The organism is Thermotoga sp. Cell2, assembly GCF_000789375.1.
GTDB classification, from domain to species: Bacteria; Thermotogota; Thermotogae; order Thermotogales; family Thermotogaceae; genus Thermotoga; species Thermotoga petrophila.
Genome location: NZ_CP003409.1, coordinates 67322 through 91786 on the forward strand (window position 1 = coordinate 67322; position 24465 = coordinate 91786).

Sequence of the window (24465 nt, forward strand, 5' to 3'; positions counted from 1 at the left end):
AGAAAAGTCACCTCACAATTTCTGTTGCCGCTTTTCTCAATCGATTCATCACCGCAAATAGAATTCCCCTTTCTTCAAATCCCTCAACAATTATATACTCTTTCCCCATTTTTTCAGCCTCACGCAGAGCAGAAAAAAATGTTTTGTGCGATACTGTAGGGTTTTTTCAAAGATCCTACAACGATTCTGTCGTCGTACAGTTCCTTTCTCTCTTGAACACAGATGACCACATGATCCGGATACTTTTTCAATACTTCCTCCATCTTCGTCAAATCTTCTACGAGTATCAGAGGCTTTAAAGGAGCGTAGTGTCGGTATTTCATTCCCGGTGCAAGCGGTCTGCCTTCAAAATTTCCTTTTCGTACAAAATCGGGCACAACGAGTCCCGGAAAGAGCTCTTTCAGTCGTTCAACTTCCACTGGCCCTGGCCTCAGAAGAACAGGCTTTTCCTTTGTGAGATCAACAATGGTGGACTCCAAGCCGAAGGGGGTATCCCCTGCGTCGATTATCAGCTTAACTTTGCCCATGAAGTCTTCTACGACGTGTTTCACGTTCGTAGCGCTGGGTCTTCCCGAAATATTTGCGCTTGGAGCGGCTATAGGATTTCCAAAGAGTTCTATCAACTTCAGGGCCACCGGATGTGCTGGCATCCTCACAGCCACCGTCGGAAGACCAGCGGTCACCACGGGAGGTATCTTTTCGGATTTTTTTCGAAGAATAACCGTCAACGGCCCCGGCCAGAACTTTTTCAAAAAATCCAGATGAGGTTCATAACCTTCCGCGATTTCCTCCAGCTGTTCTAAGGAATGTATATGAACAATGAGAGGATTGTCAGCGGGTCTTCCTTTCAGCTCGAAGATCTTCTTGCAGGCTTCTTCGTTGTACGCGTCCGCTCCTATTCCGTAAACGGTTTCGGTAGGGAAAATGATCACTTCTCCGTTTTGAAGAAGTTCGACTGCTTCTTTCAGAACTTTCTCGTTGGGGAAGAGGGGATCCACCTTTAACACTTTGGTCACAGGTTTTCCCTCCTGATATGATACAAAATAAAGGGGCCCTTCGGAGCCCCTTGTGGTGCCGAGGGCGGGACTTGAACCCGCACGGGGTCATCCCCCAGCTGATTTTGAGTCAGCCGCGTCTGCCATTCCGCCACCTCGGCCCTCCAATATATATAGTACCAGTTTCTTCTTTTTAAAGTCAAGATCAGAGAATTTCGCTTTCTTCTTGAATTCTTTTAAAATGTGTGCTAAACTATAATTAGCACTCAAAAGAAGGGAGTGCTAAATCGTGAGGAGACTCAACAGGAAGAACAGTGATGCTTCGAAAAAATTGAACGATCGTCAAAGAAAAGTGCTCTACTGCATCGTGAGAGAGTACATAGAAAATAGAAAACCTGTGAGCTCACAGAGAGTTCTGGAAGTGAGCAATATAGAGTTCAGCAGTGCCACTATAAGAAACGATATGAAAAAATTGGAGTATCTTGGATACATATACCAGCCCCACAAATCGGCTGGAAGGATTCCAACTGACAAGGGGCTGAGATTTTACTACGAAGAGATGCTGAAGATTTCAAAGGAGACATCAGAAGCGGATCTCGCTGTGGAGACTTTCAAATCGGTGCCTCTTGCCGATCCGGAAAAAATTCTCTTCCTCGCAGGAAATCTTCTAGCCCGATTGACGCAGGGTTACGTCCTCATAGAAAGACCAAACACAAGAGATTTGAAAATACTCAGAGTGATGCTCATTCCTGTTTCGGAGGACTACCTCATCTTTTCCATACTGACAGAGTTCGGCGTTTCCAGAGTTACCCCCATCAAAACTCAGGAACGACTGAACTGGGAAGAAATTGAAAGACAGCTCAACTTCCTCCTCAGAGGCAGGACAATAGGAGAAGTGTTGATGGGTAAAATAGAAAGCCTGAAAGGAAGTGGCTTTCTCAGATTGATAGAATCTCTGATAGGTGAGACTGTCGAAAGATATCTGGATGCGGGGCTTGAAAATCTTCTAAAGGATGAAACTCTCACTCTGGAGGACATCAGAAACCTTCTCGAAGAAGTGAAAGATCAGAAATTTCTTGAGAGCTTAGTTGGAGAAGGCATAAGCGTCATGATAGGAAGGGAAATTGGCAGAAAAAATCTGGAGAAATTCGCTGTTTTTTCAGGAAGATACTTCAAAGGAGAATCTCCTATCGGTAGTGTGTACTTCTTCACGTCGAAGGTTACGAAGTACGATAGAAATCACAGGGTGTTTGAATACATTCTGAACCGTCTTTCAGAGTATTTCACTTCAACTTCCAGGAGGTGAAAAGATGAGCGAAAAAGAGAAAAAGGAGCTCACACAAGAATGTGAAGAACTGAAAGAAAAATACAAAGAACTGGAAGAGTATGCAAAAAGGCTGAAAGCTGAATACGAAAACTATCGTGAGGAAGTCGCCCGTGAAAAAAGAGAATTGATAAAGAATGCGAATGAATACCTCATATCGAAACTCATTCCCGTTCTCGATGATTTCGAAAGGGCATTGAATCAGGGAGAAAAGGGAGACGCCTTCTATGAAGGCGTGAAAATGATATACAAAAAACTCCTGAACGTCTTGGAAAAAGAGGGGCTTACAAAGATCCACGTGGGAGAGAAATTCGATCCTTTTGAACACGAAGCAGTTGAAAGAGTAGAAACAGAAGACGTGGAAGAATACACTGTCCTTGAGGTAGTAGAGAGTGGTTACAAATTCCACGGGAAAGTCTTGAAACCCGCAAAAGTGAAGGTTGCAGTGAAACCACGAAAGAAGGAAGCAGAGAAGGTTGAAAAACCTTCTGACGAGAAGGAGTGATGGTTCATGAAACGTGAAAAAAAGGACTACTACGAAATTCTCGGTGTTCCCAGAGACGCCACACAGGAAGAAATAAAAAGGGCTTACAAGAGACTCGTAAAAGAGTGGCATCCAGACCGGCATCCGGAAAACAGAAAGGAAGCCGAACAACGTTTTAAGGAAATTCAGGAGGCCTACGAGGTCCTCAGCGATCCACAGAAGAGGGCCATGTACGATCGTTTCGGGTACGTAGGAGAACAGCCCACGTATCAGGAAACAGAATCTGGTGGCTTCTTCGATGATATATTCAGAGAGTTTGAAAACATCTTCAACAGAGACATATTCGACGTTTTCTTTGGGGAAAGACCGCACCAGGAAGAAAGAAGAGAATACGCCCGAAGAGGCGAAGATATAAGGTACGAAATAGAAGTAACTCTCTCCGATTTGATCAACGGAGCGGAGATACCCGTGGAATACGAAAGGTACGAAACCTGTCCAAGGTGTGGCGGAACAGGCGTGGAACCCAATGCCGGATACATAAACTGTCCAAGTTGTGGTGGAACGGGAAGGATCAGAGAAGAACGAAGATCGTTCTTTGGTTACTTCGTCAGTGAGAGAACTTGTGAGAGATGTGGCGGCACAGGGAAGATTCCACGGGAATACTGCCACGAGTGTGGTGGAAGCGGCAGAGTTCTCAGAAAGGTCAGGAAAACGGTGAAAATACCGCCAAATGTGGAAGATGGAACCCAGCTTAGAATCACTGGCGGTGGAAATGCTGGATATTACGGCGGACCTTACGGTGATCTGATAGTCATCGTCCGCGTGAAACCAGATCCTAGATTCAAAAAATCCGGTTCAGATCTCGTGTACGATGTCACAATAGACTACCTTCAGGCTATCTTGGGAACAACCGTTGAAGTTCCTCTTCCAGAAGGCGGTACGACGATGTTGAAGATTCCTCCGGGAACTCAGCCGGAAACCGTCTTCAGGTTGAAGGGAAAAGGCCTTCCAAACAGGTATGGAAGGCGCGGAGATCTCATCGTGAACGTGCACGTTGAGATACCAAAGAGTCTCTCCAGAGAGGAAAGAAAAGTCCTCGAAGAACTGGCGAAAAAACGCGGAGTCACGATCGGTTAGCGTTTGGGATTGACGAGTGCTTCTCTTACAACGAGCTTCACGCTATCCGGGACCGTGACTTCGACGGTGAAAGGTCCTCTTCGGACACTCATCCATCCCAGTCCCGCCACCGCCAGTTCTTCTCCTTCTTTCAACGTAAAGGTTTCTCTCTTCCACTTAAAATTTTCAAATTTTGTTTTAGAGCATGGAGGAATTAGCAGATCTCCCAGTCTGTTTCTCATGAGCTCATCTGCTCTTTCCCTCCTCGTTTCATGGAAGGTTACTTCTTTAGAGGAGAAAAGCAGAAAGATCGGTTTCTTTTCTGTTTCAAAATGGATATCGAATCGGCACAGTCCCCCCATGAAGATGGTTCTTCCATTATCCGGTTTGAAGGTTTTCCTGGAGAGTTCTTCCTTTGGTAGAACTCTTTTTTGACACTCAGGATCCAAAAGATCGAGAATCCTATCGCTTGTCATGATACCTGGGGTATCGTAGAGATACAGATTCGCTTCTTTTACCTTTCTTCTGAGAATACCTAGAGTTGTCCCTGGAAAGGGACTTATGGTGTTCTCATGGGTGCAGATCTTGTTTAGTAGAGAAGATTTTCCTACGTTCGTTACTCCCACCACCAGTGCTTTGTCGGTCAACCGTGAAAGATACTTCACAAGCGAATTCAGACCGAAATTCTTTTCAGCGCTGACGATCCTTATATCATCTGTGTTTTTCACTTTTATCCTCTTCTTCACCCACTCTTTGATTTCCTTCACCGTAATAGCCTTTGGCAGAAGATCGATCTTGTTTATGGCGTAGACAACCCTTTTTCCTTCCAGAATTTCTACTATATCCTCCCTGTAGGTTCCTTCGAAATCGAAAATATCGATCACCCAGACCACCACATCGAATCCTCCAAGGTACGACTTCAACTGGTTTTTGAAATCCCAATCGAATTCAACTGGTTCCAGTTTGCCGTAATGTTTCATTCGGAAGCATCTCTGACAGAGTATCTCCTTTCCTTCTTCGAGCCTTCTTTCGTAGACCTCACGCGGGATGTACCCCGGTTTTTTCGGGTCATCGAACTGAATGGCTGCTCCACATCCAGGACATTTCATCGATCCTCACCTCATTTTATGTCGTCTTTCAAGCCTATTTCTTGAAGTATGATGAAGTCCTTTTCTCTCCACTTTTCTTTTACTTTGACGTTCAAGTCGAGATAAACCTTTCTTCCCACGAGAAACTCCAGTTCTTCACGGGCGAGCGTTCCAATTTTCTTTATCATGCTGCCGTTCTTTCCTATGAGAATTCCCTTCTGAGAGTCGCGTTCCACGTATATGTTCGCCCGTATGTAGAGGACACCATTTGGTCTATCCTTTATTTCCTCGATCACCACGGCCGTAGAATGAGGTACCTCCTGTCTCGTGAGATGAAAGATCTTCTCCCTTATGATTTCAGCGGCCATGAAAGAGAGAGGGCGATCTGTTACCATGTCCTCGGGGTAATACTGTGGCCCTTCCGGTAGTTCTTCTTTTATTTTCTCCAGAACTTCGAAGACACCCTCACCTTTCAGAGCGGATATGTAATGGACAGACACAACGTTCTCCACCATACTTTTTGCGAGTTGTCCCACCGCTTTCGCCTTCTCTTCACCCGCCACGTCGATCTTGTTCACAGCAATGATAGTTTTGGTTCCAGACTCGTTCACGATCTCCGCAACGTGTTCGTCTGTCTTCGTAAATCCATCCGCCGCATCCAGCATGAATAGTATGAGATCCACCCCTTTGAGAGCCTGAACAGCAGCCTTCACCATGTACTCTCCAAGCCTGTGAAGAGGCTTGTGGATACCGGGAGTGTCCACAAATATGATCTGACTATCTTTGTCCGTGTAGATGCAGTTTATCCTGTTCCTAGTAGTTTGAGGTTTGTCTGAAACGATCACTACTTTTCTTCCCATAACAACATTTATGAAGGTCGATTTCCCCACATTCGGCTTTCCTGCCAGAGCGACAAAACCCGATTTAATGCTCACCACCTCCCAACCTGAACCCTCTTGGTAGAAGATCTTTCAATTTCACAACTTCAAAATTTCCGTCTCTATCCGCAATTATCACATCCAGATCGTCGGAAAATTCGTAGAGAACCTGCCTGCAAGCACCGCAGGGAACAGTCTTGTCTGGAGAATCCGACGCTATCGCTATTGCAGCGAATTCTCTTTCTCCTTCAGAAACGGCCTTGAAAACGGCTACCCTTTCAGCGCAGATCGTAAGACCATAAGAAGAATTCTCCACATTCACCCCCGTGTATATCTTTCCGCTCTTTGTGAGCAAAGCGGCACCGACTCTGAAACCTGAGTACTTAGCGTACGCCTTTTTCCTGGCTTCCAGAGCCATTTTCACCAGTTTCTCCGGATCCACCATTGATCTCTTCCCTCCCAAGTATCTTTATCATGACTTTCTCTATTCTGTTTTTTCCGACAGCGAGTATTTTGAAGTACAGATTTCCGATCACCGCTTCTTCTCCAACATTCGGTATCCTTTTGAAGTGCTCGAGCAGATATCCCGCTATCGTTTCGTACTCTGTCTCTGGAAATTGAACGCGCAACTCCATTTCGATGTCGTTTATCGGTGTGGCACCATCCACTATGTAAGTCCTCTCATCGATCTTTCTTATACCAGAGATCTCATCGTAGTCGTACTCGTCCATTATGTTTCCAAAGAGTTCTTCGATGATGTCTTCAAGTGTTACGATACCGGCCGTTCCTCCGTACTCATCCACAACGATCGCTATATGAATCTTCCTGGCTTTGAGGATCTTAAGGAGTTCATCTATGTTCATCGTCTCGGGAACGTACAGGGCTTCTCTCATAATATCCTTCACCTTCATACTTTTCACTTCTTCGCAATCTTTTGCAGCCAGAATCGAAAGCACGTCCTTAGCGTAGCAGATACCCACGATGTTGTCTATGGTTTCTTTATAAACGGGTATTCTGGAGTACCCTTCGTCTTCAACCAGTTCGATAAGGTCTTTCACCGTTTGATTCTCCTCTATCGCCACTATGTCAACCCGCGGTGTCATGATTTCTTTCACGGCTATCTGTTTCATCTCGAAAGCGCGCTTGATGATCCTTTCTTCTTCTTCCTCTATGACACCCATTTCCCCTCCGACCTGAACAATGGAAACGATATCCTCCTCGGTTATGAACAGATCTTCGGAGACCTTTTTTCCATGTCTCAGGGAAATGATGCCGTCTGCTATTTTCACGAGTAACCTTCCTATGGGATCCAGAACACGGGTGAGGAATCTGATGGTTCCTATCGATCTGCGGAACACGCGTTCTGGATCTGATCGTGCCAGGACCTTTGGGGTGATCTCACCGAAGATGAGAAGGATGGTGGTGATGAAGAGAGTAGACACAACCGCCACGAACTCTTCGCTCATGTTTCTGAGCAGATTCAAGAAGATAAGAGTGGAGATAGAGGATGCAAGGAGATTGACGAGGTTGTTACTTATGAGAATCGTAGTGAGATACTTGTTGAACAGGTGTATGTAACTTGCTTTTTCAGAGTTTTCCTCTTTTTCCTCCAGAAACTCTTTGATCTTGACCTTGCTCATGAGGGTGAGCGCAGTCTCCGAAGAAGAGAAAAAGTTCGACAGGTAAATCAAGATGACCAGCAGCAGTGACTCCAGTCCAAGAGTCAAAGCACTACTGACAGGATCTTCCACTTCTGTTCCACCTCCATCAATAGTGATAGTTTTCCCCATGGATTATTTTAAACGCTCTGAATATCTGCTCCAGCACTATCAAAACGGTCATTCCATGTGTAAAGGTCATCTTCGATAATGAAAAAACACGGTGGGCCTTCGCGAAGATCTCCTCATTCAACCCATGGGGCCCACCTATCAGGATCGTTATATCCTTTCCCTTCATTTCCAGATCTTTGAGAAAGTCGGCAAACTCCTCTGAAGAAACTTCCTCCCCTCTCCTATCCATGACCATAACAAAACTTCCGAGGAGAATCCTGTTTGCCAGATCCTCTGTTTCCTTCCTGACGATTTCTTCGATGCTTCCTCTGTGAACTCGCTTTATTTCGAGAACTTCAAGCTTACAAAATCGTCTCAAGAACTTTTCGTAGTGCTTTATACCTTCTTTGATAAAACCGTCCAGTTTCCCAACCACCGCTATTCTTACTCTCATTTCTCACTCTCTCTAACGAGTATTTCCAGAAGACTGGATTCTATGACCTTTTTAGCGTTGAGGTCCGTTCTCAGGTAGTAAGAAACCGTCTTCAGCAGAGATTCAAGCGGGAAAAGTCCCACTATCTCCGATCCCAGAACCGGTACCCCGTATCGTTCGGCTTCCATCTTTATGAGTTCAAAAACTCGATAGAGAGGTGTTCTTTTGTGATCTGTTATGTTGATAGAAACCTGGACAACTCCCTTTCCTTTCAAATCAACACCTATCGCTTTGACGTATCTGAGCCCTCCGCTGGAGAATCTGATTGCCCTGGCTATTTTTTCGGCTATCTTCACATCCCGCGTTCCAAGGTTCACGTTGAAAGCTATGAGAAATTCACGCGCACCAACCGCCGTCACACCCGCTGTGGGATGTACGCGGTCGGGGCCGAAGTCGGGCTTCCACAGGGGATCTTTTATTTTCTCGAAAAAGCCTTCGAACTCTCCCCTTCTGATATCTGCAAGATTTTGTCTTTCAGGTCGTGTGGCAGATTTTTCATAAAGATACACGGGAATACCCAGTTCCTCTCCTATCCTGCGTCCGAGTATTTTCGAATACTCCACACACTCTTCCATGGTCGTGTTGTAGAGGGGCACAAGTGGTATGACGTCCGCTGCACCCATTCTGGGATGCTGGCCTGTGTGATTTCTCAAATCGATGAGTTCGGCCGCCTTTTTCGTCATATCGAAGAGAGCGTTTATGAGGTTCTCCGGTTCTCCCACGAGCGTTACCACCGATCTGTTGTGGTCCGCATCCATTGACCAGTCGAGTACCCATACCCTGTCGTATTTTTTCGCTTCCGCGACGATCTTTTCAACTACTTCCTTTCTTCTCCCTTCACTGAAGTTTGGTACCGATTCTATCAGTTTCAACTCTCATTCCCCCTTGGTTTGGACATTCTATCTTTCAGAGTTAAAATGATTTCCTCATAGGTTTTACCATCGTCCGGGTAACACACGTACGTGTAGCTGAAACGTTCGGAAAGTTTCTCTTTCATCCTCTTTGTAACGGCCTCTATTCCGTGTTTTCCCGTCAGTGTCAGTACAAACAGGTATTCGCTGGCAGAGATGGGTAGGATGTAATCTGTTTCCCTGAAGAATTTCTTGATAGTCTCGTAGTCTCTCATGATATCTTCGAACTTAACGTACATGACGCAGAAACGAGAACCTGTCCTGTTGGAACGCTTTATTTCTTTTCTCACGATATCTTCGAACTTGAGGGTGATCTCAAGATCCTCGATATTTTTCTTGAGAGAAACGGTGAGCCTGGGTGCGGAAGAAATGATTTTTTTGACTCTTTCCAAGAGATAATCGAGCTTGAAGGGTTTGAGAATGTAGTCAATCGCACCCGCTCTCACCGAATTAATAATTAGATCTTTGTCAACGTAGGCGCTCAGAACCGCGACCTTCGTGTCGGGAAACTCTTCACGTATTCTTCTTATCAAATTCAGGCTCTCTTCACCTTCGAACACATCTACGAACACGAGATCGATCTTTTCGCGGCGAAGGAGCGTGAACGCTTCCTGCTCGTTTTTTGCCCAAATCACATTGAAACCGTCTTTTCCAAGGGCATTTTTGACGGCAAGGAAGGTGATTCTGGATTCATCCACTACCATAACCGTTGGAGTCACCGTGAACTCCTCCTTATTACCATTAATTTTAACATCGATCACTCTATCCTGTTCATGATGAACTTGAAGTATTCTTCTTCATCGTCAAAAGTGATGGTTTTCACGATCGTTCTGTAACCGGGTTTCACGATCGTGATCTCGTAGGTTCCTGCCTGGATGTATAGAGTGATGGGTGTTTCACCGTGGTAGTACCCGTTTAGGTATATCGTAGCTCTCGATGGATCGGTCTCTATTCTAACCTCTGAAAAGACCACTCTCTTCTCCAGTTTTCTGAAAATCTCCTTTTCTTCTCCTGGTCCGAAATTCACCGTGAAGCGATCTGTTTCGTACCCTTCTTTTTCCAGTTTTATCTCGTACGTTCCAGGATCAAGAATGAGATTCAAACCGTTCTGATCGGTCGTTCCCACGTATCTTCCGTCGATATAGACGTCGACACCAGAAGGATCTGTTCTCAGTTTCAAAGAAGACTGTGCTGGTTTCAGCGTGACATACACGGATCTGGTTTCTCCCGCGCTGAGTGTTATGTTTCGGGTCTCCTCGCGGTACCCTTCTTTTCTGAACGTGACAGTGTAATTTCCAGGAGAAAGGTTCAACGTCAGAGGAGTCTTTCCTTGATAGACTCCGTTCAGATAGACGCTCGCACCGCTCGGGCTTGAACTGAGAGAGAGTTGAGCGAGAGGCAAAGTGGCTATCACCTTCACCGTCTGATCTCTTCCCACATAGACTTCCTTGTAGAACGTGTAGTTTTCAAAATACACCGTCACGTAGTGTGTTCCTTCGTCCACTGATACCGTGACCGGTGTCTTTCCTTTGTAAGAACCATCAATATAGACAGTCATTCCTGGAGGTGTCGAGTCAACGATCAGCGTTCCGAACGCGGGGGCTCTTCCCACGTAGAAATAAGTGAGATCGGAGACCCATTCACCCGTGAGATAGGGTTTCAATTTATTTTGAACGTATTCTTCGACGTTGTCAGACAGCGTTGGAAAGGCTTGAGCGGTTCCGAGTTCTTTCAGCTGGTTGAAAATCGGTATCGGTCTGGTGCTTGCGATCACCTGAATGTACTCTTTTCCATACGGTGGTGAAACTCTGAGAGAGTAGGTGGATTTCGAAGGAATCTTTTTTATCTCATTTGCCCTGACGAAATTGTCGCTTTCGTATTTGTTCGGGAAAATGAGAGTCACCTTACCCTGTGCGTTGATGTCGTAGACGAGTATGTACGCGTCTCTGGAAGATTTGACGAAGATCTCCATCCTCTCTCCCACTTCATAGACGGATCCTTCCGGTTTGTTGAGCCACACATCCACCGTGAAGTAGGGTCTCTCGGGTACTATGATGATGCTCTTTGCGTCGAAAGAGAAAGCCACCATCGAGACAAGAATCAGAAGAAGAAACACATATCTCCTCATGGGTCACACCTCCTTGTTATTTTATCCATCTGACTTCCGCACCGAGGATCTTTGTGTTTGATACAGGCACAAGAGTTCGATTAGAAGGAGCTTCCTGAACGAAAGCGACAAAACCATCAACACCGCTTAAAGGACCAAGGTGATAAACTCCTTTATCATCACAGTATATTTCGCTTTCATCTTCATCTTCATCTTTTACATCTACTACTTCACAGTAATTACCGACTTTTTTGAAAGTTACCACAAAAAACTTCGTGATTTTAACATCTTTCGTCAAATCTTTCACCCTTGCCTGCCATTCTCCCTGATCTGCCTGCCACCACACATCCACGTCGTAAATTGGATAGTAACTGCTCCAGATCTGGTTCAAGTCATCTTTAAGATCTGCCGTATCAACGATCTCCCCCGCAGCCGCGACGAAGTCGTTGTTTTGCTCATAGAATGCCGCCCTTTCACTGTAAGCATAACTTCCATCCGGATAGTAGAGTACAATCACAGGGTGTTCCTGAACAAGATAATCACCATAGGATGGTTGATACCAATCCATCACATCATCAAGGTACTCATTCCCAACCACTTCGACGATGAACTCGTGTCTTTCCTCAAGTGGTGGCAGACAAGCTGTCAAAATCAGAAGAATCAACCCCAGAAAGGGAAAAAATCTCTTCATTTTCTTCACCCCCTCAAATCTAAGACTTTCAAGTAAAGAAGAGAGTTCTCAAAATTTCTTTTCCACTCTTGCCAGTGCAATCCCTTTGAGAATGAGTCCGATGAGAGTGGAAAACACAAGTGTGGAGGTTCCTCCATAGCTGATGAATGGAAGAGGAACACCAGTGACTGGAAGGAGTCCCAGGTTCATCGAGACGTTTTCGAAGACGTGGAACCATATCAGCCCACACGCAGAAACCATCAGTATTTCCCAGTATTCGTCTTTCACGTTCAGGATCCACCTGGAAACCTCGAAGAACAGAAGACCGAAAAGCGAAAGCAAAAAGACTATTCCGATGAATCCGAATTCCTCACCGATCACCGATACGATGAAATCAGTGTATGAAACAGGAACGTATCCCATAAGGTTCGCTTTTCCTTTCATGTATCCTGCTCCAAAGAGTCCACCGGCTCCGATTGCGTGAATCGACTGCAGAACGTTGTAGGAGTAACTCTCGCCGTACTTTTCCGGATTGAGAAAAGAAAGTATCCTCGCTCTTTGATACTCTTTAAGCCCAAAGAAAAAGAAGACAGGAAGAAACACAAGGGCAAATATCAACAGAATCACAAGGGGCTTCTTATTCACATTCGAAGCCAGAACCGCAAACAACCAGATCAATCCCACAGAAAGCGTGGTGCCAAGATCGGGTTCCAGAAATATGAGAACAGCGGGGACGACTGTGAAGAAAAAACTTCTCCAAAACCACTTCTTCTCCAGAAGATAAGGGAGCAGAACGATGAGCGAAAGCTTTGCAAAGTCTGAGGGCTGGAAACTGAATCCCATCACTCTGAACCATCTCTTTGAACCACCGATGGGTGTTCCTTTCACAAGAAGGACTGCCAGTAAAACAACAGAGAAAACGTAGAGAATGATCGAAAAATTCCTTATCGTTCTGTCCTTGATGAACAAAACCAGAAACATCAACGAAAAACCGGCTATATCCCACACAATCTGCCTCGTGAAAAGCTGTTCGTTTTCTCCGTAAGTTGCGCTTCTCAAAGTTGCAAGTCCAAACAACATCAAGATGGACACAAGAACAACAATGATCCAGTCTATTCTTTTGTTCTCGTGTGGTATGGTCCCACCTCACTCTGAAACGACTATCTCCATCTCCTTCATCAACCTGTCTTCTTCACTTTCTATCACAACGATGAGTTTGTAAGTCCCGGGATCCTCGAGTTTTATGATATCGTAACTGGTCGTCTTAAAAATTTCTCTTGAGGAATATCCTTCGATCGTCATCCTGTATTCTTCAGAATAAGCATACGAGAACACCGGTTCCTTGTGCGTCAAAACGATCATGATGTTTTTCAAAACTATGTACTTTCGTTTCTTTTCTTCGTTCAAAAGCTTCACAGAGAAATCGTATCTTTCACCGGATGCTACAAACTTCTTCCCTTCGATGATAAGGGAGAGTCCCTTCAAATCTTTTTGATACTCTCGCGTGACGAAAAGGGGAATTGATTTTTCTATCAGACTGCTTTCTGTCTTCAATTTCAATTTGATGATGTAATCTCCCGATTCTTTCGGGGCGGAAAAACTCACTTCGTGGATCTGTTCGACCATCATCGGATTTATCACGAAGTCTTTTTCTATAGGAATATCTCTTTCAAAGACAGCCTCATTCCCTTTAAGGATAATAAGGCCGATCGACTCCACACGAATTTTCCGACTCTTTGAGCTTATATTTTCCAGATAGACAGAAAAATGCACATCTTCGTAAGGGAAATAAAAATCTTTCAGGTCTTCAACTTCGACTTGCCACTTTTCAATCACCGAAACGACCTTACTGATAACCACCCTCTGGCCGTTCAACTTGACAGAGACTGTGATCGTGTAATTCCCTCCAGGCAAATTTGACAGCTCTTCCTCCCTCAAAAGATCAAAAACCAGGACGCTTTCGAAAGCTTCCATCTCTTTTTCCACACGCTGTGGAAAGTGAAACTCGTACACCGTGTCATTCTCCCTTTTGATGGAAAATACGAAATCTTCCAGCACAAGATTTTCTTTTTTCTTCTCTCTGTTGAACACTTTTACACGCACATCGAGGGGATCGTTTGGAAGGTAGGACTCTTTTGTTTCTATCACCAGCTGGAAGGGTCCAATCACACCTTCCGGTTTGTTGGAAAAAAACGCTTTCGTGAAAAACACCAGGAAAACCACTATTACAAGATTCACGACAAGAATAAAATTCGCCCTGCGGCGAATTCTATTTTTTCTGTTTCTGAACTCTTTTTCCTTTTCTTCGTCTCTCTTCTGCCATTCTTCAGGGCTTTTAGAAAAGTACTTCATAGCGGTGTGGTCACCCTGAAAACCTCTTCGATGCTCGTCTGCCCAAGAAGAACCTTTTCGAGGGCATCCTGGAACATGGTGCGCATACCTTTTTTCACTGCGAGCTTTGCAATCTCTGTTTCACTTGCTTTGGAAGAGATCAATTCTCTCAACTCTTCATCCACAATCAAAACTTCCCCTATAGCCATTCTCCCTCTGTATCTCATCCCCTTGCAGGCAGGACATCCTTCTTCTGAAGGATAGTAAATCTGATCTGGTACCTTTCCAAAGAATTGTTCGAAATAAGATTTTACCTGTTCATCTCGAACCTCTCCAGGCATTTTACACTCATCACAGAGCTTTCTCACCAGCCTCTGACCTATGATTCCGATAAGGGAGGCTCCGAGAAGGTGAGGATCTATTCCCATTTCTATGAGCCTTGAAACAGCACCAGCAGCGGTGTTGGTGTGAAGTGTACTCAGAACTAAGTGTCCCGTGAGGGAAGCTTCCACCGCAAGCTGTGCGGTTTCTCTGTCTCTGATCTCACCCACCATGATGATGTCAGGGTCCTGCCTGAGGAAAGCTCTCAAGTACCGTGCAAACGTGAGACCTATTTCTGGGAAAACCCGACATTGGGTAACCCCTTCGATGGTGTATTCCACAGGGTCTTCCGCTGTTACTATGTTTACACTTTCACTCTTCAAATAATTTATCATAGCGACAAGTGTGGTGGATTTTCCGCTTCCCGTTGGTCCGGTGACCAGGATGATACCGTAGGGTTTTTCTAACAGTGATAGAATTCGTTTCAGATTGTATTCACTGTATCCAAGTTCCTCGAGGCGTTTGTTTGCATCGGACACCTTCAGTATTCTCATCACGACTTTTTCTCCGAAAGTGGAAGGCATGGTTGACACGCGAAAATCGTACTGCTCACCGCTTTTTATTGTGTAAAACTTCCCGTCCTGCGGAAGCCTCCTTTCCGACACATCGAGACCACTCATAATTTTAATTCGTGCCACAACTGAGTTGTGCTGTGGCTTTTGATACTCAAGAACTTTTCTCAAAATACCATCTATTCTGAACCTCACCCTCACGGTTCTCTTCATCGGTTCTATATGAATATCACTCGCCCCCATCTCTATGGCGCGGTTTATGATATTGTTGACAAGCCGTACAATGGGAGCTTCTTCTACTTCCCTTTCTTCTTCCTCTTCTTCCTCAACCTGTTCTGGTGTTTCTTCTATAGCAACGTAAGGCTCCTCGAAAAGTTCGAGAGGAACACCAAGAACATACGTTTGATACAAAACAGAAAAATCTCTGCTCGTCACCAGATAAATCTCCGGATTCTTCCCCGTGAGAAAACGTATCTCCTGTTTGATCCTTGGAATGTTCGTTCCGTTATCCGTCACCACCACGAGAGTTCCGTCTTCCTTCTTTTCTACAGGAATGACGTGCAGAGATTCGATGATGTTCTTTGGAATAGAACCCACCACGTTGAGTGGTATGTTTTTTGGTAGTTCCTTCAGGATTGGGACTCCGTATTGTTCACTCAAAGCCTCCAGCAGCTGATCCTCCGTGATATACCCTGTCTCAATTAGAACTTCTCCGAGCGGTTTCCTTTCCTCTTTTTGAATTTCAAGAGCCTTATCCAACTCTTCTCTGGTTATGAATCCTTTTTCCAGAAGAATTTCACCCAATTTTCTGTATCTTCTCAGCATTAAAGAAGCCCCTCCAGACCGTATCTGTAAATGGCCGGTATGTCACCTTCCGGGAATAGAATCTTGTCTTCATCTGGGAATCTTGTAGCTATGAAGATCACACGTATTTCGTCATCGGGTACTTCATCATCGAAGATGAGACCGAATTTGACGTCCGCGTCCTCACTGCTGTTCTGCCTTATGATCATAGCTGCTTCGTGCACTTCCTCCATTCTTATATTGCTGGGAGCAGTTATATTGAACACAATCGAACTCGCATTTTCTACAGGATGCTCTATCAACTTGCTTTCCATAGCCTTCTTAGCAGCTTCTCTCGCTCTGTGTTCTCCCTTTCCAACACCTATGCCAAGGATCGCAGCACCGGCGTCCTTCATTACCGACTCTATGTCTGCAAAGTCGAGATTTATGTAACCCCTCTTCGTTATCAGTTCCGAAATTCCTTTCACTCCCTGGTGAAGAGTCTCGTCAGCCTTCAGAAAAGCATCCTTTATCTTGACATCCCTCGGGAGTTCTTCCATGAGTTTGTTGTTGGATATCTTTATGAGGGTATCCACATGTTTTCGAAGTTTTTTGAGCCCCTCTATCGCTTTTTTGAGTCTCTCCGGGCCTTCGAAATAGAAGGGAGTCGTCACTATGGCTACAGTCAGGATTCCCATTTCTTTGGCTATCTTTGCTATGACAGGGGAAGCACCTGTTCCCGTCCCTCCTCCGAACCCTGCAGTTATGAAGACCATGTGGGTATCCTGGAGCACTTCTCTGATTTTTTCCTCGCTCTCAAGAGCAGCTTGTTCTCCTATCTCGGGACGTCCCCCTGCACCAAGGCCTCGTGTGATGTTCTCACCGATCTGAATCTTCACGTCAGCGTTAGAAGCCTCCAGTACCTGAAGATCGGTGTTCACCGCGACAAATTCAACACCGTGTATTCCTATTTCTATCATTCTGTTTATGGCATTGTTTCCGGCACCGCCTACACCTATGACTTTTATCTTCAAATTGTTCGCCTGAGGGATGTTTCTATTTTCCTTTTTCTTCTCAACATCAAGGTCAAATCCCATATTTTTAACCTCCCGCTCACTCCATCAATTCTTTGAAGAGTCTGAAGATTTTCCTCAATGGGTTTTCGTTTCTCACCGGGGTTTCCTCGTAGGGATTTTCCGAAACGGCGAAAACATTTCCAAACGCAGCAGCGAAGGAAGGGTCATTGGCAACTTCATCCGCATTGATGATGGATGGTCTGTCGGAATTCGCGTAACAACCCGTTCTCACCGGAGATTTAAACACCTCCGTGGCCAGTTCGTTTATTCTTGGAATCTTGGCCCCTCCCCCGGTGAGAACCACACCACCAGGTATCCCTATTTCCCCTTCTTCTACTATCTTCGCTTCAACTTCCCTGAAGAATTTCTTGGATTTGCTCATTATCTCTCTGAGGCGTGCGTGTATAATGACGGAAAGTTTCTTCGCAGTGGTCGTCTTTATGGTGTTTCCGTCGAGTCCTCTGTACTGTACTTCGTCCTCTTTCAGATCGTTATAAACGGCACTTCCATGAGTTATAATGAGTCTTTCCGCTTCTTCGAAGGAGGTGTCGAGAACTGCAGAAACATCTTTTATAACGTGCTTCATCCCCACAGGGACGTAGGATATCTTTATGGGAACACCGTTCTTGTACGCTATCAACCCGGTGAAATTGTATCCCAGATTCACAACCACCACACCTCGGTCTTTCTCAGGCGTGGTAAGAACTCCCTCGGCAGTCGAAACGAGAGAAGACTTCAACTGAAACGGGATTTTAACAGTATCCTGCAAGAAATTGTAGAACATCTCATAAACTTTCAAAGGCACAACAATGGATGTGTACTCGATGGCTATCTTCGAAGCCTTCATATCGAGAGGATTGAAAACGATCCTTTCGTCGTCCAGGAGATATCTTTTCGAAAATATGTGAAGAGGAGTTTTCCCGTTCTCTTTCAATTTCTCAAGAGCTTCCGATTGCATCTCACTCAAGATGTCCAGGGTGATAGATCGTTTCTCTTCACCGAAGTCCCTTTCGATCACGGTGTCTTCTCTTTCAAAACTCACGCTGCTGAAAGAAATGACAAAATCACTTCTCAGAGACTTTTGCAGCTGTTCTTCGAGTTCTTTAAGCAGTGTGTTCACAGATTCTTTGAAAGCGATGGCGTCTTTTATTTCACCTTCATCCAATCCTCTCGATTTCACACTTGAAAAGGCCAGTGCTTCCCATTCTTGATCACGTTTTCCGAGAACGAGTCCTTTTATATATCGTGAACCTATATCAATCGAGGTATAAAAGACAGTTTTTGACAAGTCAATCACCCCTTATCCACATCAATCTTCCATCATCCGTCAGGAAATACCTTTCCTTCGCTTTCATTTTCTCAGATTGCTCCATTATCACTTGAAAATTTTCAACGAGATCTTTCCATTCTTCAAACATGATTCTGGATCCCTTCAGCAGAACAACTTCCTTTGACTCAAAAAAAACAGCGGACACTACAGAACTTTTCAGAATCGGAATCAACATCTCCAGAATTTCCCTGTCGCTCTTTGAAAGTCGTAGCCCTTCAAGATTAACTTCCAGAAACACTGGGTAGAATTTGAATAGGTCCTTTTTCGATAACGAAGCTACCAAACTCCCATCTTCAGCGCACAAATAATAATTCCCTTCATAGAAAACTATCCCTATAGCCTTTTTCGAATCTATTATAATACTTTTTGGAGAAATGTTAAAATTTTCTATCAAATATGAATACACTTTTTCTGGAACCCTCACGTGTTCTCTACGACTTTGAAAAAAAGAATTCACAAAGAACAGAATGTAAAGAACAATCATTGTGATGAGAAGAACTCTCAGGGATCTCATGACTAGATATCCAGTTCTTTCACTTTCAGAGCGTGCCTTTCTATGAACTCCCTTCTACTGGATGGATCGTTACCCATGAGAATTTCAAAGAGTCTATCCGCTTCTTCGGCATCTTCTATAGTTACCCTTATGATTTTTCTCGTTTCTGGATTCATCGTTGTTTCCCAGAGCTGCTCAGGATTCATCTCTCCGAGTCCCTTGTATCTCTGAATTTCGATTCTCTTTCCCTGGAGTTTTTCTTTGTATTCCATCAGTTCAAGATCACTGTAAACGTAGAATTCTTCTTTTCCAGCTTTTATTCTGTACAGAGGTGGAAGCGCTATGTATACCCTTCCCTGTTCGATGAGGGGTCTCATGTATCTGTAGAAGAGTGTCAGAAGGAGAGTTCTTATGTGTGCACCATCTATATCGGCATCGGTCATGATGATGATCCTGCCGTATCTGAGTTTACCCTCATCGAAATCATCTCCTATGCCTGTTCCCACCGCTACTATTATGTCACTGATCTGCTCGTTTTTCAGCAATTTGTCGAGAGATGACTTTTCCACGTTCAAAATCTTTCCTCTTATGGGAAGAACAGCCTGAAATTCTCTGTCTCTGGCCTGTTTTGCCGATCCCCCGGCAGAGTCACCTTCCACGATGAAAAGCTCCGTTTTCTCTCTATGTGTGGAACTGCAATCCGCCAGTTTTCCGGGAAGTGTTGTGTTTTGAAGAACGTTTTTCCTTCTCACCATCTCTCGAGCTCTCTTTGCCGCTTCTCTTGCCTGTTTGGTGCTCATGATCTTTGAAAGAATTGTTTTCACGAGCTCGGGATTCGCGTCGAATATTTTTTTCAGCTCTTCTCTCATAGCCTTGGTTACCGCTTCCTTGACTTCTTCGTTGCCGAGTTTTGACTTTGTTTGCCCTTCGAATTCGGGGTTCTTCACGTAAACACTGATAACCGCCGTGAGGCCTTCTCTAACATCCTCACCCTGGAAGGAATCGTCTTTCTTGAGAAAATTATGTTTTTTCCCATACTCGTTCATGAGTCTTGTGAGGGTGCTCTTAAAGGCTGTAACATGAGTTCCACCATCGACAGTTTTTATGGTGTTTGCAAAAGACACGATATCTTCAGAATACGAATCAGTGTACTGAAAGGCAATTTCCACTATCACTTCATCTTCTCCGTTTTTCGTTTGCACTTTTTCGGTTCTTTTCATATATATCACATCATGAAAAACCTTCTTTCCCCGGTTCAGATACTTCACATACTCCACTATGCCTCCGTCGAATTTGAAGGTTTTCTTCTCTCCATTTATTCTGTCTTCGAACTCTATTTTGAGCCCCGGTACCAGGAAAGCTATCTCTCTCAACCTGTGTTCCAGTACGTCAGGATCGAATTCCGTTTCTGAGAATATGAGAGGATCGGGCTTGAATCGAACGATCGTGCCGTGCTTATCGGTTTCTCCTATCACTTCCACAGGTGTGACCGGTTTACCCCTTTCGTATCTTTGTCTGTAGATCTTCCCGTCACGATGTACCCGCACTTCCAGCCACTCCGAAAGAGCGTTCACCACCGATACACCAACACCGTGCAGGCCACCGCTTATCTTGTAAGAGTCCTTGGAAAACTTTCCTCCCGCATGAAGAACCGTGAAAACCACTTCCAGAGCGCTTCTTCCTTCCTCGGGGTGCGTATCAACGGGGATTCCCCTTCCGTTGTCCTCGACTTCCACACTTCCATCTTCATGGAGAGTCACACGTATCCAGTCGCAGTATCCAGCGAGTGCCTCATCAACACTGTTGTCAACCACTTCGTACACGAGGTGATGCAATCCACGTTTGCCCGTGGATCCTATGTACATTCCGGGTCGCATTCGGACAGGTTCCAGTCCTTTTAAAACCTTTATACTTTCAGCGGAGTACTTTTCCATCTACTTTTCCCCTCCTGAACTTTATATCTCTGAACAGTTCTTTGCCCGATCTTTCATTCAGAATTTTGAGCAAGCGATCTTTCTGCATGGTGAGTTCCGTCATCCACAGCGAATCATCGCAAACAATGTAAACTGTCCCGTTCTCCACTTTTTCCACCTTCGTGTGCCTCGCTATCACAGGTCCAACTATCTTGTCCCATTCAGAAAGGAGCATCTTTATCTTCAGTTCAAAAAAAAGAGGTTGTTTGGTGGAAAGCTCTTCGAACAGCTGTCTGAAAAGGATCATATTCCCACCCAGTTTTCCTCCAGATTTAAGACAAAAGGCTCAAAGTTTTCCATCAAAGTCGCTGTCACAGGTCCTGGTTCTTCCTCAAAGAATAAGTGCTCGTTCAACCTTCTAACAGGAACCACTCCAACGCTTGTGTGTGTGAGAAACATTTCATCCGATTCGAACAGCTCCCAAACCCAAACCACTCTTTCTTCAACAGGTATTTCAAGACTTTTTGCAAGTTTTATCACATTCTCCCGCGTGATGCCGTCCAGAATACCGCTGTCAAGCGATGGTGTAATCAATTTGCCTTCTTTCACCAAAAACACATTGCTGAAACTTCCCTCACAGACCTGCCCGTTCAAACCGAGCAGAATCACATCGTAGCAGTCCACTATTTCCCTTCTTGCAAGCACTATGTCGGTGCGTCCAGTTATTTTGAGAGTTGGTGGAGTGGAGAGATCAGGTATTCTTCGAACGCTCGATATTTTCACATCAACTCCTGACTCCACATCCGGCACATTGAAGGGTGAGAACACAAAAAAGATCTCCCCGGAATCAGGAAAAAGATAGACCTTGATTCTGACTTCCTGTTTGAATTCTTGAGCACCAGTCTTCAGCACTTTTGAAAACTCATCAAAACTCAAAGAAAAGGGGATTTTAAAGAAATCAACGGATCTCTTCAATCTGGAGTAATGTTTGTAAGCTGCAAACGGGATTCCATTGTAAGTTCTCAGAGTTTCATACACTGCCCCCTGAAGCGACTTTTCAAACAGAGAGAAATCCAGTGAAATTTCATCCGCGCACTGGAATTTTCCCCTCCACCATATCAGCACGACAGGAAACCACTCCCTCTTCCGAAAGGGATTTCACCCTTACATTATGGAATTCCCCCACTCGATCTCCCACAAACTCATGCTTCACGTAATATTCGTCATAACCAGAAAGGATACCCTTCATAACGTACCACTCAGCAAGTACTTTCCTTTCTTTCCCAATGATTCTCTTCCTGTACCTGATAGAAACATCTTTCGCTTTCTCTTTTAAAACATCCAGACGCTCTTTCTTCTTCGATTCGGGAACACCGCCTTCCATTCTGCTCGCTGGAGTTCCGGGGCGCGGTGAAAATCTGAAGATATGCACTCTACTGAACCCCACTTTTTCAACCAGATCAAGAGTTTTCTGGAAATCGTCGTCCGTTTCTCCTGGAAAACCAACGATTATGTCCGTTGTTATTGAAAAATCTGGATCGATACTTCTCAATTTGTCAACAACACGCATGAAATCAGAGATTTTGTATTTTCTTCCCATTCTTTTCAACACATCATCGGATCCGCTCTGAACTGAAATGTGAAGATGCGGACACAATCTGGGATTTCTCTTGAAAGCCTCCACAATTTCGTCGTTCACATCTTCCACATTTATGGAGCTGAGACGCACTCGATAATCCCCAGGAACTTTCTCGATGACCTTCAGAAGTTCAGCAAGAGAAGAACCCATGTCCTTTCCATATTTTCCAAGGTTGACACCGGTTATTACGATCTCTTTGTAACCCTTTGCCACCATTTCGACAAATTCATCTTTGAATATTTCGAGCGGTTTACTTCTGATCTTACTGCCACGGGCCAACCTGATAGCACAGTAGGTACAGGTGTTGTCACACCCGTCTTCAACCTTTATGTAAGAACGGGTTCTGTCTTCAAAACTCCCCTTTACTTTCTCGTAAACGGGCCGGCCGGGTTCAGATACAATAACCTGTTGTTTTCCGTTCAGAGAGTTAATATGATCCACTATGTGTTTTTTCTCATCGATTCCCAGAACCATGTCCACCGAAAGATTCCTTGCCTCATCCGGAGAAAGCTGGGCAAAACAACCGGTGAGGATGATTTTTGCGTTCCTGTTCCTGTTTCTGATGCTCTTTATCAATCTCTTCACTTTCTTCTCAACTTCCTTGGTAACGGCACACGAGTTCACTATATAGTAAGAAACATCCCCGTCGGGTAAAACCACGTACCCGGCTTTTTCTAACTGTTCAGCCATGTATTCACTTTCGTACTGATTCACCTTACAGCCGAAAGTCTCTATCCTGACAGTTTTCATATTTCCAGCTTTCCCTCCGAAACTACCCTCAGAATGTCTATTCTTCTCACTATGCCAACGAGCTGCATGGCTTCATCGACAACAGGAAGCGATTTAAAGCCGTGTCTTATGAGATAATCCGCTGCTACGATGAGTGGATCGTCTTCTTTCACAACGACAGGAGGCTTGTTCATAAAATCAGACACGGGTCTGTCTTTTATTTTGACTACGTTTCTTATCAGCTGGTTGGTATCTGGAATGAAAGAAGCGGATCTCAAAAGCGAGAAATAACTGGGCACAAGGGCCTTTATGAGATCGCTCTCGCTGACAAAACCCACTACTCTCATATCATGGTCGACAACAGGAACTCCTGAGAGGTTCTGTCTGGAAAGAAGCTTTATCACTGTTTCAACCGTCTCATCTTCAAAAACAGCGGAAATATCATAGATGACGGCATCCTTTACTTTCATTTACTTCACCCTCTCTACGGTGAAGTGATCGTACTCCTTCTTTATAACCTCGAGGTCGGGCATGTACTTCTCTTTTCTTCGAGTGGCAGCCAGTGCGGAGGCAAAACCAAACTTTGCCATTTCGAGGAAGTTGGCTCCGTGCTTGATGAAGTAATAGACCATACCAGCCACGTACGCGTCCCCCGCACCCAGAAGATGTGATGTGTCTATTTCTTCTTTGGATTTTATAAGCCAGACTCCTTCTCTTGTTGCAACAATATCGTTCTTCACCTCGTAAGACACCACGGAGATCTGCGATTTTTCGGCGAGTTTTTCGGCAAGCTTCACATAATCATCAAAGGTTTTCAATTCAACACCAAGAAAAGAAGCGTGATTACCTCTCAAATCCGGTTTCACAACGTTAGGATACTCTGGTCCTTCATAGATTCTCTCAAGCAATCTGGGAGTCTGTTCGACAAAAACAAAGATTCCCCTTTCACGTGCAAGCCTCACCAATTCGTTGCATATTTCTTCGTTCACTCCTGGTGGAATACTCCCCGATATGACAACGCAATCGACTTTCGAAAGCGTCATCTTGTATCTTCTCAGAAAGTGTTCCACATCCATCTCTGTAACATTTGGACCGGGAAAATTTATAGCAGTTATTGTTTTATTCTTTTCGTCGATTATCTCTATGTTTTCTCTCGTTTCTCCCTCCACGTAAACAAAATTCGTCGTGATCAGCTTTGAAATTTTTCTCAATTCCTCCACAAGAATCTTCCCCATGTACCCACCCACGAATCCGGTGGCGACTGACGGCACCCCCAGTCTGGAAAGGGCTATAGAAACGTTTATACCCTTCCCACCCGGAGACATTTGAGTTTTAGAAAGATCTCTTATTCTGTACAGCCGGTTCACCTGAAAATCTTCTATGAAAATTTCCCTGTCTAAAGCAGGATTGAGGGTCACCGTCAGGACCATACAATCACCTCGA

At 44.7% G+C, this 24465-nt stretch carries 24 protein-coding genes, 1 tRNA gene and 1 pseudogene; 3 read left to right on the forward strand and 23 right to left on the reverse strand.

The genetic code is table 11. The annotated features are described in order from the left end of the window. Nucleotides 1–7: 7 nt before the first annotated feature. Both CELL2_RS00375 and CELL2_RS00380 read right to left on the reverse strand, forming a co-directional pair. Nucleotides 8–1016 (reverse strand): annotated as a pseudogene (locus tag CELL2_RS00375) (L-threonylcarbamoyladenylate synthase). 53 nt (nucleotides 1017–1069) lie between these two features. After that, a tRNA-Leu gene (locus tag CELL2_RS00380) sits at nucleotides 1070–1156 on the reverse strand. 128 nt (nucleotides 1157–1284) lie between these two features. Here CELL2_RS00380 and hrcA point away from each other — a divergent pair. The 3 genes from hrcA to dnaJ are packed head-to-tail and all read left to right on the forward strand — an operon-like array spanning nucleotide 1285 to nucleotide 3940. Next, nucleotides 1285–2301, forward strand: a complete 1017-nt coding sequence (hrcA, locus tag CELL2_RS00385) for a heat-inducible transcriptional repressor HrcA (RefSeq protein ID WP_038034000.1) — start codon at nucleotides 1285–1287, stop codon at nucleotides 2299–2301. 4 nt (nucleotides 2302–2305) lie between these two features. Further along, the gene (locus CELL2_RS00390) at nucleotides 2306–2824 is read left to right on the forward strand and encodes a nucleotide exchange factor GrpE (protein WP_012895804.1); all 519 of its coding nucleotides are present in this window, start codon (nucleotides 2306–2308) and stop codon (nucleotides 2822–2824) included. A 6-nt stretch (nucleotides 2825–2830) separates the two neighbouring features. Then, nucleotides 2831–3940, forward strand: coding sequence for a molecular chaperone DnaJ (gene dnaJ / locus CELL2_RS00395; protein WP_012895805.1), 1110 nt, complete (start codon nucleotides 2831–2833; stop codon nucleotides 3938–3940). Here dnaJ and yqeH read toward each other — a convergent pair. Genes yqeH through CELL2_RS00500 form a run of 21 tightly spaced genes read right to left on the reverse strand, consistent with a single transcriptional unit; the run spans nucleotide 3937 to nucleotide 24452 of the window. Then, complete coding sequence (gene yqeH / locus CELL2_RS00400) at nucleotides 3937–5028, reverse strand: ribosome biogenesis GTPase YqeH (RefSeq protein ID WP_038033998.1); 1092 nt, start codon at nucleotides 5026–5028, stop codon at nucleotides 3937–3939. The two genes, dnaJ and yqeH, sit on opposite strands and share 4 nt — an antisense overlap. An 11-nt stretch (nucleotides 5029–5039) precedes the next feature. Next, complete coding sequence (gene era / locus CELL2_RS00405) at nucleotides 5040–5936, reverse strand: GTPase Era (protein WP_193325879.1); 897 nt, start codon at nucleotides 5934–5936, stop codon at nucleotides 5040–5042. Next, the gene (gene cdd, locus CELL2_RS00410) at nucleotides 5932–6330 is read right to left on the reverse strand and encodes a cytidine deaminase (protein WP_012310311.1); all 399 of its coding nucleotides are present in this window, start codon (nucleotides 6328–6330) and stop codon (nucleotides 5932–5934) included. Before cdd ends, era begins: the two co-directional genes overlap by 5 nt. After that, a complete protein-coding gene (locus CELL2_RS00415; RefSeq protein ID WP_038033995.1) occupies nucleotides 6269–7636 on the reverse strand; it encodes a hemolysin family protein in 1368 nt (455 codons plus the stop codon). Before CELL2_RS00415 ends, cdd begins: the two co-directional genes overlap by 62 nt. Before the next feature lie 16 nt (nucleotides 7637–7652). Further along, entirely contained in the window at nucleotides 7653–8108 is a 456-nt protein-coding gene (locus tag CELL2_RS00420) for a 23S rRNA (pseudouridine(1915)-N(3))-methyltransferase RlmH (protein WP_038033993.1), read from the reverse strand. Beyond that, nucleotides 8105–9019: a glutamate formimidoyltransferase gene (ftcD, locus tag CELL2_RS00425; protein WP_012310313.1), complete on the reverse strand. Its 915-nt coding sequence runs from the start codon at nucleotides 9017–9019 to the stop codon at nucleotides 8105–8107. The genes CELL2_RS00420 and ftcD overlap by 4 nt, the downstream gene beginning before the upstream one ends. Further along, the gene (locus CELL2_RS00430; protein WP_012895812.1) at nucleotides 9016–9777 is read right to left on the reverse strand and encodes a response regulator; all 762 of its coding nucleotides are present in this window, start codon (nucleotides 9775–9777) and stop codon (nucleotides 9016–9018) included. The genes ftcD and CELL2_RS00430 overlap by 4 nt, the downstream gene beginning before the upstream one ends. A gap of 38 nt (nucleotides 9778–9815) precedes the next feature. After that, nucleotides 9816–11186: a PEGA domain-containing protein gene (locus tag CELL2_RS00435; protein ID WP_038033989.1), complete on the reverse strand. Its 1371-nt coding sequence runs from the start codon at nucleotides 11184–11186 to the stop codon at nucleotides 9816–9818. Between the two features lie 16 nt (nucleotides 11187–11202). Further along, nucleotides 11203–11856 carry a hypothetical protein gene (locus CELL2_RS00440; RefSeq protein WP_038033986.1) on the reverse strand — a complete coding sequence of 218 codons (654 nt, stop codon included), beginning with the start codon at nucleotides 11854–11856 and terminating at the stop codon, nucleotides 11203–11205. A gap of 48 nt (nucleotides 11857–11904) precedes the next feature. Then, nucleotides 11905–12939 (reverse strand): FtsW/RodA/SpoVE family cell cycle protein, encoded by a 1035-nt coding sequence (locus CELL2_RS00445; RefSeq protein WP_255327266.1) that lies wholly within the window; start codon nucleotides 12937–12939, stop codon nucleotides 11905–11907. A gap of 42 nt (nucleotides 12940–12981) precedes the next feature. Next, complete coding sequence (locus CELL2_RS00450) at nucleotides 12982–14187, reverse strand: COG1361 S-layer family protein (protein ID WP_012895816.1); 1206 nt, start codon at nucleotides 14185–14187, stop codon at nucleotides 12982–12984. Further along, nucleotides 14184–15884: a GspE/PulE family protein gene (locus tag CELL2_RS00455; RefSeq protein ID WP_038033983.1), complete on the reverse strand. Its 1701-nt coding sequence runs from the start codon at nucleotides 15882–15884 to the stop codon at nucleotides 14184–14186. Before CELL2_RS00455 ends, CELL2_RS00450 begins: the two co-directional genes overlap by 4 nt. Then, nucleotides 15884–16939: a cell division protein FtsZ gene (ftsZ, locus tag CELL2_RS00460; RefSeq protein ID WP_004080800.1), complete on the reverse strand. Its 1056-nt coding sequence runs from the start codon at nucleotides 16937–16939 to the stop codon at nucleotides 15884–15886. The genes CELL2_RS00455 and ftsZ overlap by 1 nt, the downstream gene beginning before the upstream one ends. Before the next feature lie 16 nt (nucleotides 16940–16955). After that, complete coding sequence (locus CELL2_RS00465) at nucleotides 16956–18206, reverse strand: cell division protein FtsA (protein WP_038033981.1); 1251 nt, start codon at nucleotides 18204–18206, stop codon at nucleotides 16956–16958. 1 nt (nucleotide 18207) lies between these two features. Further along, nucleotides 18208–18762 (reverse strand): DUF4894 domain-containing protein, encoded by a 555-nt coding sequence (locus CELL2_RS09760; protein WP_004080804.1) that lies wholly within the window; start codon nucleotides 18760–18762, stop codon nucleotides 18208–18210. A gap of 2 nt (nucleotides 18763–18764) precedes the next feature. Beyond that, nucleotides 18765–20675 (reverse strand): DNA topoisomerase (ATP-hydrolyzing) subunit B, encoded by a 1911-nt coding sequence (gyrB, locus tag CELL2_RS00475; RefSeq protein ID WP_038033979.1) that lies wholly within the window; start codon nucleotides 20673–20675, stop codon nucleotides 18765–18767. After that, nucleotides 20656–20961 (reverse strand): DUF721 domain-containing protein, encoded by a 306-nt coding sequence (locus tag CELL2_RS00480; protein WP_012310320.1) that lies wholly within the window; start codon nucleotides 20959–20961, stop codon nucleotides 20656–20658. Before CELL2_RS00480 ends, gyrB begins: the two co-directional genes overlap by 20 nt. Further along, on the reverse strand, nucleotides 20958–21779 hold the full coding sequence (locus CELL2_RS00485) for an aminotransferase class IV (RefSeq protein ID WP_012895820.1): 822 nt from the start codon (nucleotides 21777–21779) through the stop codon (nucleotides 20958–20960). Before CELL2_RS00485 ends, CELL2_RS00480 begins: the two co-directional genes overlap by 4 nt. Next, complete coding sequence (gene mtaB, locus CELL2_RS00490) at nucleotides 21739–23043, reverse strand: tRNA (N(6)-L-threonylcarbamoyladenosine(37)-C(2))-methylthiotransferase MtaB (RefSeq protein ID WP_038033976.1); 1305 nt, start codon at nucleotides 23041–23043, stop codon at nucleotides 21739–21741. Before mtaB ends, CELL2_RS00485 begins: the two co-directional genes overlap by 41 nt. Next, nucleotides 23040–23492, reverse strand: coding sequence for an HPP family protein (locus tag CELL2_RS00495; protein WP_011942801.1), 453 nt, complete (start codon nucleotides 23490–23492; stop codon nucleotides 23040–23042). The genes mtaB and CELL2_RS00495 overlap by 4 nt, the downstream gene beginning before the upstream one ends. Further along, entirely contained in the window at nucleotides 23493–24452 is a 960-nt protein-coding gene (locus tag CELL2_RS00500; RefSeq protein WP_011942802.1) for a 1-phosphofructokinase family hexose kinase, read from the reverse strand. It lies immediately after the preceding gene. Nucleotides 24453–24465 lie beyond the last annotated feature (13 nt).

Excerpts from the sequence above, each read along its gene's own strand:
- CELL2_RS00390 (WP_012895804.1), top strand. The coding sequence starts at position 2,306 with ATGAGCGAAAAAGAGAAAAAGGAGCTCACACAAGAATGTGAAGAACTG.
- dnaJ (WP_012895805.1), top strand. The coding sequence starts at position 2,831 with ATGAAACGTGAAAAAAAGGACTACTACGAAATTCTCGGTGTTCCCAGA.
- yqeH (WP_038033998.1), bottom strand. The coding sequence starts at position 5,028 with ATGAAATGTCCTGGATGTGGAGCAGCCATTCAGTTCGATGACCCGAAA.
- cdd (WP_012310311.1), bottom strand. The coding sequence starts at position 6,330 with ATGGTGGATCCGGAGAAACTGGTGAAAATGGCTCTGGAAGCCAGGAAA.
- CELL2_RS00420 (WP_038033993.1), bottom strand. The coding sequence starts at position 8,108 with ATGAGAGTAAGAATAGCGGTGGTTGGGAAACTGGACGGTTTTATCAAA.
- CELL2_RS00435 (WP_038033989.1), bottom strand. The coding sequence starts at position 11,186 with ATGAGGAGATATGTGTTTCTTCTTCTGATTCTTGTCTCGATGGTGGCT.
- CELL2_RS00440 (WP_038033986.1), bottom strand. The coding sequence starts at position 11,856 with ATGAAGAGATTTTTTCCCTTTCTGGGGTTGATTCTTCTGATTTTGACA.
- CELL2_RS00450 (WP_012895816.1), bottom strand. The coding sequence starts at position 14,187 with ATGAAGTACTTTTCTAAAAGCCCTGAAGAATGGCAGAAGAGAGACGAA.
- CELL2_RS00455 (WP_038033983.1), bottom strand. The coding sequence starts at position 15,884 with ATGCTGAGAAGATACAGAAAATTGGGTGAAATTCTTCTGGAAAAAGGA.
- ftsZ (WP_004080800.1), bottom strand. The coding sequence starts at position 16,939 with ATGGGATTTGACCTTGATGTTGAGAAGAAAAAGGAAAATAGAAACATC.
- CELL2_RS09760 (WP_004080804.1), bottom strand. The coding sequence starts at position 18,762 with ATGAGATCCCTGAGAGTTCTTCTCATCACAATGATTGTTCTTTACATT.
- gyrB (WP_038033979.1), bottom strand. The coding sequence starts at position 20,675 with ATGGAAAAGTACTCCGCTGAAAGTATAAAGGTTTTAAAAGGACTGGAA.
- CELL2_RS00480 (WP_012310320.1), bottom strand. The coding sequence starts at position 20,961 with ATGATCCTTTTCAGACAGCTGTTCGAAGAGCTTTCCACCAAACAACCT.
- mtaB (WP_038033976.1), bottom strand. The coding sequence starts at position 23,043 with ATGAAAACTGTCAGGATAGAGACTTTCGGCTGTAAGGTGAATCAGTAC.
- CELL2_RS00495 (WP_011942801.1), bottom strand. The coding sequence starts at position 23,492 with ATGAAAGTAAAGGATGCCGTCATCTATGATATTTCCGCTGTTTTTGAA.
- CELL2_RS00500 (WP_011942802.1), bottom strand. The coding sequence starts at position 24,452 with ATGGTCCTGACGGTGACCCTCAATCCTGCTTTAGACAGGGAAATTTTC.